The 15,262-nt window shown below is 73.7% G+C and carries 7 protein-coding genes; 4 read left to right on the plus strand and 3 right to left on the minus strand.

The annotated features are described in order from the left end of the window. Positions 1–189: 189 nt before the first annotated feature. From glgP to ACF1ED_RS04360, 3 genes are all read right to left on the minus strand, one after another. The gene (gene glgP / locus ACF1ED_RS04350) at positions 190–2,742 is read right to left on the minus strand and encodes an alpha-glucan family phosphorylase (protein ID WP_391756894.1); all 2,553 of its coding nucleotides are present in this window, start codon (positions 2,740–2,742) and stop codon (positions 190–192) included. 149 nt (positions 2,743–2,891) lie between these two features. Further along, positions 2,892–5,999: an ABC transporter substrate-binding protein gene (locus ACF1ED_RS04355; protein ID WP_391756895.1), complete on the minus strand. Its 3,108-nt coding sequence runs from the start codon at positions 5,997–5,999 to the stop codon at positions 2,892–2,894. Between the two features lie 116 nt (positions 6,000–6,115). Further along, positions 6,116–6,685 carry a helix-turn-helix domain-containing protein gene (locus ACF1ED_RS04360; protein WP_391756896.1) on the minus strand — a complete coding sequence of 190 codons (570 nt, stop codon included), beginning with the start codon at positions 6,683–6,685 and terminating at the stop codon, positions 6,116–6,118. A gap of 1,013 nt (positions 6,686–7,698) precedes the next feature. Here ACF1ED_RS04360 and ACF1ED_RS04365 point away from each other — a divergent pair. From ACF1ED_RS04365 to glgB, 4 genes are all read left to right on the plus strand, one after another. Further along, positions 7,699–9,684 (plus strand): alpha-1,4-glucan--maltose-1-phosphate maltosyltransferase, encoded by a 1,986-nt coding sequence (locus tag ACF1ED_RS04365; RefSeq protein ID WP_391756897.1) that lies wholly within the window; start codon positions 7,699–7,701, stop codon positions 9,682–9,684. Next, a complete protein-coding gene (gene treS, locus ACF1ED_RS04370) occupies positions 9,681–11,375 on the plus strand; it encodes a maltose alpha-D-glucosyltransferase (RefSeq protein ID WP_391756898.1) in 1,695 nt (564 codons plus the stop codon). The genes ACF1ED_RS04365 and treS overlap by 4 nt, the downstream gene beginning before the upstream one ends. 215 nt (positions 11,376–11,590) lie before the next feature. Further along, entirely contained in the window at positions 11,591–12,943 is a 1,353-nt protein-coding gene (locus tag ACF1ED_RS04375; protein WP_391756899.1) for a maltokinase, read from the plus strand. A 104-nt stretch (positions 12,944–13,047) separates the two neighbouring features. After that, the gene (gene glgB, locus ACF1ED_RS04380) at positions 13,048–15,261 is read left to right on the plus strand and encodes a 1,4-alpha-glucan branching enzyme (RefSeq protein WP_391756900.1); all 2,214 of its coding nucleotides are present in this window, start codon (positions 13,048–13,050) and stop codon (positions 15,259–15,261) included. Position 15,262 lies beyond the last annotated feature (1 nt).

Genomic DNA, 15,262 nt, shown 5'->3' on the forward strand with positions numbered 1-15,262 from the left:
TTGGAATCCATTGTTTACATTTCGAGACGCTAGCAAAGCGCGGGCGGCCGCCCCAGCCGTCGTTCACGGGCTGAGATTCCGAACCGCAGCGCCCTTCTCATGCTGTAGATAGCCCCGAACGCACGGACGGCCACGCCCCGTTGGGGCGTGGCCGTCGCACGGTCGTGACCAGGTGGTTCCGGGGTCCGGCTACCTCAGGAGCACCCCCGCGACTTCGGCCGTCTGGTCCGCCGGCAGGGCGAGGAGACCCAGCTCGGCGGGGTCGGCGAGGAGCGGATGGGCGGGCAGCACGCGGACGGTGCAGCCGAAGGGACCGGTGCGGTCGAGCTCCAGGGTGCCCGCGTACGGCTGCCGGCCCTCCAGGTCCGGCCCGCCGGCCGGTTTCAGCCCGGAGGCGCGGGTGTCGGTGAGGGTGTCGGCGGCGTCGACGCGCCCGGTGACGGCCTGCACCTCGACGTCGTCCGGGGAGAGGCCGCCGAGCGCGACCCGGACCCGGACCACCGGGGTCGCGCCCAGCTCGGCCCCGGCCTCGGCGAGGTCGTCGCCGATCTCCACGTGGTCCACCGAGACGCCGGGCCAGGCCGCCCGGACCCGGGCCTTCCAGGCGGCGAGCTCCCGGGCCCGGTCGGGGGTGAGCGCCCGGCGGGCCGCGGCGGCGGGCACGTACAGCCGCTCCACGTACTCGCGGACCATCCGGTCGGCGAGCACCTTCGGGCCGAGGTCGGCGAGGGTGCGGCGGACCATGGCGGTCCACGCGACGGGGACCCCGTCGGCGGCGCGGTCGTAGAAGCGCGGGGCGACCCGGCGCTCGATCAGCTCGTAGAGGGCGGCGGCCTCCAGGTCGTCGCGGCGCTCCTCGTCCGCCGCGGCGGCGCCGTCGGCGGTGGGGATGGCCCAGCCGAACTCGGGCTCGTACCACTCGTCCCACCAGCCGTCGAGGACGGAGAGGTTGAGGCAGCCGTTGAGCGCGGCCTTCATGCCGCTGGTGCCGCACGCCTCCAGGGGGCGCAGCGGGTTGTTGAGCCAGACGTCGCAGCCGGGGTAGAGGCCGCGGGCCATCTCCATGCCGTAGTCGGGCAGGAAGACGATCCGGTGCCGGACCCGGGGGTCGTCGGCGAAGCGGACCAGTTCCTGGACGAGCCGCTTGCCGCCGTCGTCGGCCGGGTGGGCCTTGCCGGCGACGACCAGCTGCACCGGCCGCTCGGGGTGGAGCAGCAGGGCGCGCAGCCGGTCCTTGTCGCGGAGCATCAGGGTGAGCCGCTTGTACGAGGGGACCCGGCGGGCGAAGCCGATGGTGAGGACCTCGGGGTCGAGGACGGAGTCGGTCCAGCCGAGTTCGGCGGCGGCGGCGCCGCGCTGCCGCCAGGAGGCCCGCAGCCGCTCCCGGACGTCGGCGACGAGCCGGGTGCGCAGGGTGCGGCGCAGCTCCCACAGCTCGCCGTCGGAGGCGTCGGGGCCGAGGCGGCCGGCCTCGGGGGCGGTCCAGGTGGGGGCGTGGACGCCGTTGGTGATGGAGGTGATCGGCACCTCGCCGGCGTCGAAGCCGGGCCAGAGCCCGGCGAACATCTCCCGGCTGACGGCGCCGTGGAGGGTGGAGACGCCGTTGGCCCGCTGGGCGAGCCGCAGGCCCATGGCGGCCATGTTGAAGACGCCCGCCTCGCCACCGAGCGGGGTCTCGTCGCCGAGGGCGAGGATCCGGGCGGTGTCGAGGCCGGGCAGGGCGCCGTCGTCGCCGAGGTGGCGGGCGACCAGGGCCCGGTCGAAGCGGTCGATGCCGGCCGGGACGGGGGTGTGGGTGGTGAAGACGGTGCCGGCCCGGACGGTCTCCAGGGCGGCGTCGAAGTCGAGTCCCTCGCCCTGGAGTTCGCGGATCCGCTCCAGCCCGAGGAAGCCGGCGTGGCCCTCGTTGGTGTGGAAGACCTCGGGCTCGGGGTGGCCGGTGAGACGGGTGTACGTCCGGACGGCGCGGACGCCGCCGATGCCGAGCAGCATCTCCTGGAGGAGCCGGTGCTCGCTGCCGCCGCCGTAGAGCCGGTCGGTGACGGACCGCTCGCCGGGGGCGTTCTCCTCGACGTCCGAGTCGAGCATCAGCAGCGGGACCCGGCCGACCCGGGCGGTCCACAGGTGGGCGTGGAGGCTGCGCCCGCCGGGCAGGGCGAGGGTGATCCGGGCGGGGGTGCCGTCGGCCTCGCGGAGCAGGGCGACGGGCAGCTCGCCGGGGTCGAGGACGGGGTACTGCTCCTGCTGCCAGCCGTCGCGGCCGAGGGACTGCCGGAAGTAGCCGTGCCGGTAGAGCAGTCCGACGCCGATCAGCGGGACGCCGAGGTCGCTGGCGGACTTGAGGTGGTCGCCCGCGAGGATGCCGAGCCCGCCGGAGTACTGGGGCAGGGCGGCGGCGACGCCGAACTCGGGCGAGAAGTAGGCGAGGGCGGCGGGCCCGTCGCCCTCGCCGCGCTCCTGGTACCAGCGGGGCCGGTGCAGGTAGGCGTCGAGGTCCTCGGCGGCCGCGGCGAGCCGGGCGAGGAAGTCGCCGTCGGCGGCGAGCGCGGCGAGCCGCGGGGCCTCCAGGGCGCCGAGGACCCGCACCGGGTCGGCGCCCCGCAGCCCTTCGGGGGCGAGGGAGTCGAAGAGGGCGCGGGTCGGTTCGTGCCAGGACCAGCGCAGGTTGCGTGCCAGGGCGGCGAGGGGTCGGAGGGTGTCCGGGAGGACAGGACGCACGGTGAATCGACGGATTGCCTTCACGTGTCCCACCTTCGCAGGCCGGTGACGCTACGGAGCGGACGCACCACGCTGTGCGTCCGGCGTGCCGCACCGAGCGTAGGGCCCGGGCCCCGCTCCGGGCGGGGCGCCCGGGGGCACGGACGGGGCGCCCGGGGGCGCGCCCCGGCCCGTCACCGCGCTTCGCCGACCCCCAGGGCCTGGATGTCGACCAGGTTGAACGCCTCGTGGACGTAGACGTTGGTCAGCCGCGGATTGCGGTGGTTGACGATCTTCTCGGCGCTGAACGGCAGGTAGTAGGCGCCGTCCGTGACACGGTGGTTGATCTCCTGGTAGATGCGGGTCGCCGCGGCGTCGTCGGTCTCGGCCGAGGCCCGGTCGAACAGTTCGTCGATCCGGGGGTCCTTCACCCGGGCGTAGTTGCTGTTGCCCTCGGTCCTGCTCAGGGCGCTGTCGGCGAGGGGCTGGAGGAAGCCCGCGCCGGTGGGGAAGTCGGTCCCCCACCCGAGGACGAGCATGCCGATCCCCTTCTCCTTCAGGATCTTGGGAGAGCCCAGGGCGGAGAAGTAGGCCGGGACGTTGTCGAACCGCTCGATCTCCAGGGTGATGCCGACGGCCTTGAGGTCGCCCTGCAGGACGTCGACCACCTGGAGGTCCTTGGAGTTGCCGCCGTTCACGGCGATCTTCGTGGTGAAGCCGCCGGGCTTGCCGCACGCCCGCAGCGCCTCCTTGGCCTCCTCGCGCCGGGGCTCGCCCCCGGTCAGGCCGAAGGGGTCGTAGGAGTCGGCGCCCCGGGCCGTCGGGGGCAGCATGTTGCCCTGCGGCGAGGAGAACGTCTCCCCGCCGCGCGCGGTCCGCAGGGCCTTGGTGCCGGCCGCGTACAACACCGCCTTGCGGCAGTTCACGTTGTCCAGCGGGGCGGCGTCGGAGATCAGCGCGGCCATCCGGAGGTACCCGCTGTACGGGTTGTCCACGTCGGCCTTCAGCTTCGGGTCCGCCAGCACCCTGGCGGCCGTCTCCTGCGCCAGGCCGACCTGGGAGGCGTCCAGATCGGCGGTGCCCGCCAGCAGCCGCTCGTCGGCCTTGGCCTGATCGGGCTCGATGCTCAGCTCGACGCGGTCCGGCAGGGCCTTGCGGAGCGGGTCGGTCGCGGGGTCCCACTGCTCGTTGCGGACGAGGACCAGCGACCGGCCCGGCTGGTACGAGTCGAACCGGTACGGGCCCGAGGAGAGCGGCCTGGTCTCGTACCGGGCGGCGGCGTCGCGCTGCCGCGGCACGGGGGCCGTGGCGCCCATGGTGAGCAGGTAGGGGAACCGGGAGTCGGCCTCGGCCAGCCGGAAGACGAGCGTGAGGTCGTCGGGGGCCTCGACGGACCGCAGGCCCGACGACCCGGTGTCCTTGTACGGGCCCGGATAGTTCTGCTTCTGGTCCAGGACGTCGACGAGGTACGTCGGTCCGCCGACGATCTCCGGCGCGAAGACGCGCTCGATGCCGTACTTGACGTCCGCGGCGGTGATCGGCGTACCGTCCTCGAACTTGAGTCCGGGCCTGAGCCTGAACGTGTAGGTCCGGCCGTCGGAGGACACCTCGGGCTGTGCCGCGGCCAGGTCCGGGACCACGGAGAGGCCCTTCTCGCCCGGTTCGGCGGCGTAGGTCATCAGCGTGCGGGTGTAGAGCCGCTGGACGTTCCAGACCCATCCCGCGTAGGAGCGGGCCGGGTCCCAGGAGTCGGCGTCCTGCCCGCTGACCAGGCGGAGGGTGCCGCCCTTCTCGTCGGAGGCGTTGACCACCTTGCCGACGGCGGCGTTGAAGCCACCGCCGGACCGGGCGGAGCCGTCCCCCTCGCCCTTCCCCTTCCCGTCGTCCCCGGTCTTCCCCTGGCCCTGCGTCTGCCCCTTCTTCCCGGACGGGTCGTCCTTCTGGGAGAGGATCACGGCGGTGACGCCGCCGCCCGCCACCAGGGCGACGCCGAGGGCGATCGCCACGAGCCTGCGGGCCCGGCGGGGGCCCGGCGCGCGGGCCGGACCGCCGCCGCTGCCGGGGCCGGGGGGGTACGGGGAGGGGGCCGTGACGGCGTACGGGTTGCCGGCGGCCGGGTGCCCGGCGGGCGGCCGGCCGGCGAAGTCCGGCGGCGCGGCGGGCGGCGCCGCCGGCATCGCGGGCGGCGGCGTGGCCGGCATCGGCGGCGGCGCGGCGGGGCCCTTCGAGAGGGGGACGCGGGGGTCGGGCCTGGACGCCGTGCCGGCCGGGGCGCCCGCGCTCCCCGGCTCCCCGGCGGGCGGCTCGTGGTGGCCCTCGGCCGTCCCGGCGCGGGAGGAGGGCGTCGGCGGGGTCCACGCGGACGGCGCGGGGCCGGGGGCGGGAGGAGGGGTGGGCACCGGTGCGGGACCGGAGCCGGCAGCGGCCGCCGGTCCGGCGGCGCCCCCCGCGTCGCGGAGGGCCGCCGCCACCGCCTGCGGCAGCCAGGCGGTCTCGTCCGCCGCCCCTCCCCCGTAGGTGTGGCCGCCGCCCTCGCCGAGCAGCCCCGCGAACTCCGCCAGCAGCTGCGGCACGGTGGGCCGCCGGGCGGGGTCCTTCTCCAGGCAGCGGCCGATGAACTCCGTCCCCGGCGGCAGCAGGCGCAGGTCGGGTTCGCCGTAGACGGCACGGAAGTTCACCGAGTGCGCGGAGCCGGTGCCGAACGGCCCGGCCCCGGTGGCCGCGAAGGCCAGCACGGCGCCCAGCGAGAACACGTCGCTCGCCGGGCCGACGGCGCTTCCCGCCACCTGTTCGGGCGACATGAAGCCGGGGGTGCCGATCACCATCCCCGCCTGCGTCAGGACGTTCGACTCGGCGATGATCGAGATGCCGAAGTCGATCACCCGGGGGCCGTCGGCGGCGATCAGCACGTTCGACGGCTTCAGGTCGCGGTGGATCAGCCCCGTGCCGTGGATGGCCTCCAGGGCCTCGACCAGGCCGGCCCCCAGGTAGAGCAGCGAGCGCCGGGGCCACGCCCCGTGCGTGCGCACCGCCGTCTCCAGGGGCAGCCCGGGGACGTAGGCGGTGGCGAGCCAGGGGGGCGAGCCCAGGGGGTCGGCGTCGACCACGGCCGCGGTGAAGAAGCCGGTGACCCGCCGGGCGGCCTCCACCTCGCGGACGAACCGGCGCTGGAAGTCGGGGTCTTCCGCGAGTTCGGCGCGCACCACCTTGACGGCGACCGTCCGGCCGCTGGTGGACCGCCCCAGATAGACCCGTCCCATCCCGCCCGCCCCCAGGCGCGCGAGAATCCGGTACCGCCCCACCTGTCGCGGATCCGACCCGTCCAGCGCTTGCAAGACCGCCCCCGTCCCCGGCGCCGCATCCCCTGGACGCCGGGACGATTACATCAGATCGGCCGCGGGGGCCGACGGCGGCCGGTTCACGCCCGGCGGGGCGCGGCGGCCCGGTACTCCCCCGGGGTCGTGCCGTAGGCGGTGCGGAAGGCGAGGTGGAAGCCGACCCGGCTGCGGTAGCCGACGCGGGCGGGCACGGCCGACTGGGGGAGCCCGGTCCCGGCGAGCAGCCGGGCCGCCTCCCGTATCCGGCGGGCGGTCAGGTGGCGGGCCGGTGAGGTGCCGACGGCCTCGCGGAAGGCGGCGGTGAAGGCGGACCGGGACATCCCGGCCTCGCGGGCCAGGGTGTCCACGGTCCACGGCTCGGCGTAGCGGGTCTCGATGGCGGCGACGGCGCGGGCGATGCCGGGGTGCGGGTGGGCCGCGCCGGGCGGGCGGGGCGCGGTGGCGGCGAGGGCGAGCGCCGCCTCGAACGCCCGCAGGGCGAGCAGCCGGTCCCCGGGTCCGCCCCGCCGCCCGGGCTCGGCGAGCAGCCGCAGCGTGTCCCGCAGCAGCGGCGCCCCCTCGATCTGGCGCCGGTCGAGCAGGACGGCCCGGGGCAGACCGGCGACGAGCGGCCTGACGGCCCGCCGGTCGTACCCGGTGCGCAGGCTCAACAGCCGCACCGGCCCCCCGGGCCCGTCGAGGTCCACGACCCTGACGGCGGGACCGGCGGCGCCGACAGGGTCGCCGGGATCGCAAGGATCGCCGGAGTCGGCGGGGCCCACGAGATCTACGGGGCCACCGGGGCCGCCGGGGCCGCCGGGGCCGCCGGGATCGCTGGAGCCACCAGAACTGCTGGAGCCACCGGGACTGCCGGGACCGCCGGGACCGCCGGGGCCACCGGAGCCACCGGAGCCACCGGAGCCACCGGGACCGTCGGGATCGGCGAGGTCGGCGGGGCCTACGAGATCTACGGGACCACCGGGGGCACCGGGATCGCCGGGGCCACCAGGATCGCTGGAGCCACCAAGACCACCAAGACCACCGGGACCACCGGGACCACCGGGACCACCGGGATCAACGAGGCCCACGGGACCACCGGAACCGGCAGGACCGGCAGGACCGGCAGGACCGGCAGGCCCCGTCCCGTCCCCCCGTGTCGGGCCTCCCCGTCCGCCCGGGAGGGGCGAGATCCGGTGGCGGGCGGCGGCGGGCAGCAGGACCAGTTCGCCGCCGGAGGGGGCGAGGGCGGCGGTGCCGGTGACGGCGATCCGGCATCCGCCGTCCAGCACGTAGTGCAGGACGGCCCGGGCGGTGACGGCGTCCATGGGGTCACGCACCTTCCGCGGTCGGTGACGACGGAGCGTCAGCGTAGCCAGCCGGGCGGCGGATCCGGGTCGTCCCGGCGCGCCCGGCGGGGTTCCGGCCGGTCCCGGTCTTGTCCCATCCCCTACGCCCTAGTAGTTAACAAAGGGCCGGATTGCCCACCCGAGAACCTGGGGAAGGCTCCCCCGGTACCCCCGGTTCCCTCCTCTCCGTACCCGTCTTCATCCCTGTGGGCCCGCCATCCGAGTGAACGCGGAGGGGCGCGGCGATGCCCGCCTCCCACCGGCCTCCGGCGCGGCTAGAAAGAGCGCACCACCACCCGCACCCCCGCAACCCGTCAGGTGATGCTGTGAATCCGCTCATGGGACGCATTCCCGTACTGGACGTCCGCCCGCTGGTCGACTGCGGCCGGCGCCCCGCGAAGGCGGTGGCCGGCGAATCCTTCGAGGTGTCGGCGACCGTCTTCCGCGAGGGCCACGACGCGGTCGCCGCCAATGTCGTGCTGACCGGCCCGACCGGCCGGCCGGGGCCGTGGACCCCGATGCGCGAGCTGTCCGAGGGCTCCGACCGCTGGGGGGCCGAGGTCACCCCGGACGCCGAGGGCCTGTGGACGTACTCCGTCGAGGCGTGGAGCGACCCGCTGGCGACCTGGCGCCACGCGGCGAAGATCAAGATCCCGGCCGGGATCGACTCCGAACTGGTGCTGGCCGAGGGCGCGGAGCTGCACGAGCGGGCCGCCAAGGGCGTGCCGAAGAAGGGCGGCGGGCGGGAGGCGGTGCTCGCGGTCGCGGACGCGCTGCGCGACGAGTCCCGGCCGGCCGCCGCGCGGCTGGCCGCCGCGCTCGCGCCGCGCGTGACGGAGGCCCTGGAGCGGCACCCGCTGCGCGAACTGGTCTCCGCCTCCCCCGTGTTCCCGCTCCGGGTGGAGCGCGAGCGGGCCCTGTACGGCTCCTGGTACGAGTTCTTCCCGCGCTCGGAGGGCGTCCGGAAGGTCGAGGGCCGCACGGTTCCGGGCAACTTCCGCACCGCCGCCGAACGACTCCCCGCGATCGCGGCGATGGGCTTCGACGTGGTCTACCTGCCGCCGGTCCACCCGATCGGCGAGACCCACCGCAAGGGCCCCAACAACGCCCTGTCGGCGGCCCCGGAGGACGTCGGCGTGCCGTGGGCGATCGGCTCGCCGGAGGGCGGGCACGACGCGGTCCACCCCGACCTGGGCACCATCGAGGACTTCGACGCCTTCGTGGCCAGGGCCCGGGAGCTGCGCCTGGAGATCGCGCTGGACTTCGCGCTCCAGTGCTCGCCGGACCACCCGTGGGTGGAGAAGCACCCGGAGTGGTTCCACCACCGTCCGGACGGCTCGATCGCCTACGCGGAGAACCCGCCGAAGAAGTACCAGGACATCTACCCGATCGCGTTCGACAAGGACATGGACGGGATCGTCGCCGAGACGGTCCGGGTGCTGCGGCACTGGATGGACCACGGGGTGCGGATCTTCCGGGTGGACAACCCGCACACCAAGCCGGTGGTGTTCTGGGAGCGCGTGATCGGGGAGGTCAACGGCGCGGACCCGGACGTGATCTTCCTGGCGGAGGCGTTCACCCGGCCGGCGATGATGCGGACGCTCGGCGCGATCGGCTTCCAGCAGTCGTACACGTACTTCACCTGGCGGAACACCAAGGACGAGCTGACCGAGTACCTGACCGAGCTGTCCGGGGACGTGGCGGCGCAGATGCGCCCCAACTTCTTCGTGAACACCCCGGACATCCTGCCCGGCTACCTCCAGGAGGGCGGCCGGCCTGCCTTCGAGGTGCGGGCGGTGCTCGCGGCGACGCTGTCGCCGACCTGGGGGATCTACGCCGGGTACGAGCTGTGCGAGAACACCCCGCTGCGCACCGGCAGCGAGGAGTACCTGGACTCGGAGAAGTACCAACTCAGGCCGCGTGACTGGGAGTCGGCGGAGCGCTCGGGCGCGACGATCACTCCGCTGATCACCGCCCTGAACCGGATCCGGCGCCGCCACCCGGCGCTCCGGCGCCTGCGGAACCTCAGCTTCCACGGCACCGACAACCCGCAGGTGATCGCGTACTCGAAGAAGTCGGGTTCGAACACCGTTCTGGTGGTCGTCAACCTCGACCCGCACCACACCCAGGAGGCGACGGTCTCGTTGGACATGCCGGAACTCGGCCTCGGATGGCACGAGACCGTTCCGGTGCGCGACGAGCTCACCGGCGACACCTATCACTGGGGCAGGAACGCCTACGTGCGCCTGGAACCGGGCGTCACGCCCGCGCACGTGCTCGTCCTGCGACCGTCCCCGCAGACCGGAGGGTCACCCACCTCATGACTGTCAACGATCCCGTCCCCGACACCTTCGAGGACACCCCCGCCAAGGACCGCGACCCCGACTGGTTCAAGCGGGCGGTCTTCTACGAGGTCCTCGTCCGGTCCTTCCAGGACAGCAACGGCGACGGCGTCGGCGACCTGAAGGGCATCACGTCCCGGCTGGACTACCTCCAGTGGCTCGGCGTGGACTGCCTGTGGCTGCCGCCGTTCTTCAAGTCGCCGCTGCGCGACGGCGGCTACGACGTCGCCGACTACACCTCGGTCCTCCCCGAGTTCGGCGACCTCGCCGACTTCGTCGAGTTCGTGGACGCGGCGCACCAGCGCGGGATGCGCGTGATCATCGACTTCGTCATGAACCACACCAGCGACCAGCACGCGTGGTTCCAGGAGTCGCGGCGCGATCCGGACGGCCCGTACGGCGACTACTACGTCTGGGCCGACGACGACAAGCAGTACCCGGACGCCCGGATCATCTTCGTCGACACCGAGACCTCCAACTGGACCTTCGACCCGGTCCGCAAGCAGTACTACTGGCACCGCTTCTTCTCGCACCAGCCGGACCTCAACTACGAGAACCCGGCCGTGCGGGAGGAGATCCTGTCGGCGCTGAAGTTCTGGCTGGACCTGGGGATCGACGGCTTCCGCCTGGACGCGGTGCCGTACCTGTACCAGCAGGAGGGCACCAACTGCGAGAACCTGCCGGCGACGCACACCTTCCTCAAGCAGGTCCGCAAGGAGATCGACGACCACTACCCGGACACGGTGCTGCTCGCCGAGGCCAACCAGTGGCCCGAGGACGTCGTGGACTACTTCGGCGACTTCCGCTCCGGCGGCGACGAGTGCCACATGGCCTTCCACTTCCCGGTCATGCCGCGGATCTTCATGGCCGTGCGCCGCGAGTCCCGGTACCCGGTCTCGGAGATCCTGGCCAAGACGCCGGAGATCCCCTCCGGCTGCCAGTGGGGCATCTTCCTCCGCAACCACGACGAGCTCACCCTCGAAATGGTCACGGACGAGGAACGCGACTACATGTACGCCGAGTACGCCAAGGACCCGCGGATGCGGGCCAACATCGGCATCCGGCGGCGGCTCGCCCCGCTCCTCGACAACGACCGCAAGCAGATGGAGCTGTTCACCGCGCTGCTCTTCTCGCTGCCGGGCTCCCCGGTGCTGTACTACGGCGACGAGATCGGCATGGGCGACAACATCTGGCTCGGCGACCGGGACGGGGTCCGCACCCCGATGCAGTGGACCCCGGACCGGAACGCGGGCTTCTCCTCCTGCGACCCCGGGCGGCTCTACCTGCCGGCCATCATGGACCCGGTCCACGGCTATCAGGTGACCAACGTGGAGTCGGGGATGGCCTCGCCGTCCTCGCTGCTGCACTGGACGAAGCGGATGATCGAGATCCGCAAGCAGAACCGCGCCTTCGGGACCGGCACGTACACCGAACTGCCGTCCTCCAACGCGGCGGTGCTCGCCTTCCTGAGGGAGGACGGCGACGATCTCGTCCTCTGCGTGAACAACTTCTCGCGGCACGCCCAGCCGACCGAGCTGGACCTGCGGCGTTTCGCCGGGATGCGGCCGGTGGAGCTGATCGGCGGGGTGGAGTTCCCCGCGGTCGGCGAGCTGCCGTACCTGCTGACGCTCGCGGGCCACGGCTTCTACTGGTTCCGCATGAAGCGGAGTTGACGGCCGGTCCTTTCCGGAGCGGGGCGGTTTCCGCCGCCCCGCTCTGGGAACTGTGTCCCACACACGATTCAGCCCCATCCGGGTCCATCCATATGGATCTTCCCTTTCCGACACGTCCCGCACATCCGGACAGCCCCAGCCGCCATCCGGGACAATCTGCGCATTTGAACGCTTACGACAGCCCTGCGCGCACCCCGGGGAAAGGACGCGATGCCATGCCGGAGACCGCCGCATCCACCACCCGGGCCCCGGACGCCCTTCTCCCGTCCCTCACGCCCCTGCTCCGCGAATGGCTGCCCCGGCAGCGCTGGTTCGCGGGCAAGGGCCGCCGGGTCACGGGATTCACGCTGGACGCGGCCACCGAGCTGCTGCCCCTGGACGGCGCCGGACCCGGACTCCTCCACCTCCTCCTGCGGGTCGAACAGCCCGGCCGCCCGGCCGGCGAACCCGCCGACTGCTACCAGCTCCTCCTCGGCGTGCGGACGCAGTTGCCGCCGCGCCTCGCCCCCGCCCTCATCGGACGCGTCCGGCAGGGCCCGCTGGCCGGCCGCGCCGTCTACGAGGGGCTGCGCGACCCACGCCTCGCCGGGCTCCTGTACGAGCGGCTGCGCACCCCCGGCCGCACCGGACCGCTCCGCTTCCACGCCACCCGCCCGCTGCCCGGGGCGCTCGCCCCCCGGGTCCTCGACGCCGAACAGTCCAACTCCTCGCTGGTGTTCGGCGACGCCTACATCCTCAAGATCTTCCGCCGGGTCAGCCCGGGAGCCAACCCCGACCTCGAACTGCCGCTCGCCCTCGGACAGGCCGGCTGCGCCCGCGTCCCGGCTCCGGTGGCCTGGTTCGAGTCCGGGGCGGCGACCCTGGGCGTCCTCCAGCCCTACCTCCGCGACTCGCGGGACGGCTGGCGGCTCGCGCTCGACGCGCTGGCGGCGGGACGGGAGTTCGCCACCGAGGCGCGGTCGCTGGGGCGGGCCACCGCCGAGGTCCACCTCGCCCTCGCCGAGGCCCTCCCCACCCAGCGGCTGGAACGCGCCGAGACCGAGGGACTGGCCGCCGCCATGGACCGGCGGCTGCACGCCGCCGCGCAGGCGGTCCCCGCGCTCCTGCCGTACGTCCCCGGGCTGCGGGCCGTCTTCGCGGCGGCGGGCGGCGCGGAGGGGGCGGGCGCGGTACAGCGGATCCACGGCGACCTGCACCTCGGGCAGACCCTGCGCGGCTCCGACGGCGCGTGGGCCGTCATCGACTTCGAGGGCGAGCCGGCGAAGCCCCTCGACGAGCGGCGGCGCCCGCAGCCGACCGTCCGCGACGTCGCCGGCATGCTGCGCTCCTTCGACTACGCGGCCCGCACCCACCGGCCCTGGAACGCCGACTGGGCGGCGCGGTGCCGGGCGGCGTACTGCACGGGCTACGCGGAGGTCGCGGGCGCGGACCCCCGGACGGACCCCGCCCTCCTCCGCGCCTACGAGACGGACAAGGCGGTCTACGAGGTCGTCTACGAGGCCCGCCACCGCCCCGACTGGCTCCCCGTCCCCATGTCCGCCATCCAACGCCTCGCCACCACCCCGTGAGCGAGGGGCTCCGCCGGACGAGATGGCCCGTTCGGCGGAGTTTCCCGATGGTCGGCGAAGACGTTGCCCTATACGTACAGTTCCGACATTTCAGGAGGCATCCGGTGACCGCCAAGAAGCCCCGCACGGCGCCCCCTCTCGACCCAGGCGAGCGCGCGCGGCTCCTCGCCGGCGAGCACCACGACCCGCACGCGCTGCTCGGCGCCCACCCGGTGAAGGGCGGGCTCGTCATCCGGGCGCTGCGCCCGTGGGCGCGGGAGGTGGCGGCCGTGCTGCCGAAGGGCCGGAGGGTCGAGCTGACGGACGACGGCGACGGTCTGTTCTCGGCGTTCGTGCCGCTGCTGCGCAAGGTGCCCGCGTACGGACTCCGCGTCCGCTACGACGGGGACGAGATCGCCGTGGAGGATCCGTACCGGCACCTGCCGTCCCTCGGCGACCTGGACCTGCACCTGATCGGCGAGGGCCGGCACGAGGAGCTGTGGACGGCGCTCGGCTCCCGGGTGATGACCCACGGCGGAGTGACCGGCACCCGCTTCGCCGTCTGGGCGCCGAACGCCCGGGGCGTCCGCGTCACCGGCGACTTCACCCACTGGGACGGCACGGGGCTGCCCATGCGGTCCCTCGGCTCGACCGGCGTGTGGGAGCTGTTCGTGCCGGGCGTCGGGGAGGGGGCCCTGTACAAGTACGACATCACCCGCCCCGACGGCTCGCACACCGTCCGCGCCGACCCGATGGCCCGCCGCACCGAGTGCCCGCCGAACACCGCCTCGATCGTCACCGAGTCGCACTACGAGTGGGACGACGCCGAGTGGATGGCACGGCGCGGCGCCCGCCCGCCGCACGAGGCGCCGATCTCCGTCTACGAGCTCCACCTGCCGTCCTGGCGGCCCGGCCTGAGCTACCGCGAGCTGGCCGTCGAGCTGCCCGCGTACGTGCGCGAACTCGGCTTCACCCACGTGGAGTTCATGCCGGTCACCGAGCACCCCTTCGGCGGCTCGTGGGGCTACCAGGTCACCGGCTTCTACGCGCCGACCGCCCGTCTGGGCACCCCGGACGACTTCAAGTTCCTGGTGGACGCGCTGCACCGGGCCGGGATCGGCGTGCTGATGGACTGGGTGCCGGCGCACTTCCCGAAGGACGACTGGGCGCTGGCCGAGTTCGACGGGCGGCCGCTGTACGAGCACGCGGACCCGCGCCGCTCCCACCACCCGGACTGGGGGACGCTGGAGTTCGACTACGGCCGCACGGAGGTGCGGAACTTCCTCGTCGCCAACGCGGTCTACTGGTGCCAGGAGTTCCACATCGACGGCCTGCGGGTGGACGCGGTCGCCTCGATGCTCTACCTCGACTACTCGCGCGAGTACGGCGAGTGGGTGCCGAACGAGTACGGCGGCCGGGAGAACCTGGACGCGGTGGCCTTCCTCCAGGAGATGAACGCCACCGTCTACCGCCGCTGCCCCGGCATCGTGACCTTCGCCGAGGAGTCGACGGCCTGGGACGGGGTGACGCGGGCGACGGACCTGGTCGGGCCGGGCGGCCACGGCGGACTCGGCTTCGGCATGAAGTGGAACATGGGCTGGATGCACGACTCGCTCCAGTACATGGAGAAGGAGGCCGTGCACCGCAAGTACCACCACCACGAGATGACCTTCTCGATGGTGTACGCGTACAGCGAGAACTACATCCTGCCGATCTCGCACGACGAGGTGGTGCACGGCAAGCGGGCGCTGGTGTCGAAGATGCCCGGCGACTGGTGGCAGCGGCGCGCCAACCACCGGGCCTACCTCGGCTTCATGTGGGCCCACCCGGGCAAGCAACTCCTCTTCATGGGACAGGAGTTCGCGCAGGGAGCGGAGTGGTCGGCGGACCACGGGCCGGAGTGGTGGCTGCTCGACCCGGAGTACGGGGCGCACGCCGACCACCGGGGCGTGCGGGACCTGGTGCGGGACCTGAACCGGGTCTACACGGCGACGCCCTCGCTGTGGGAGCGGGACACCGTCCCGGAGGGCTTCCAGTGGGTGGTCGGGGACGCGGCCGACGACAACGTCCTCGCCTTCCTCCGCTACGACGGCTTCGGCTCGCCGCTGCTCGCCGTCTGCAACTTCTCCCCCGTCGTCCGGCACGACTACCGGCTGGGCGTGCCGGACTCCTTCGCCGCCTGGGGCGAGGTGCTGAACACGGACGCGGCGCTCTACGGCGGCTCGGACGTGGTCGCCGCCGATCCGGTGAAGACCGAGTCGGTGCCGTGGCACGGGCGGTCGGCGAGCGTCCGGATGACGCTGCCGCCGCTCGCGACGGTCTGGCTCAGGCCCGCGTGAC

This window comes from Streptomyces sp. NPDC014656, from assembly GCF_043084305.1.
Classification (GTDB): Bacteria; Actinomycetota; Actinomycetes; order Streptomycetales; family Streptomycetaceae; genus Streptomyces.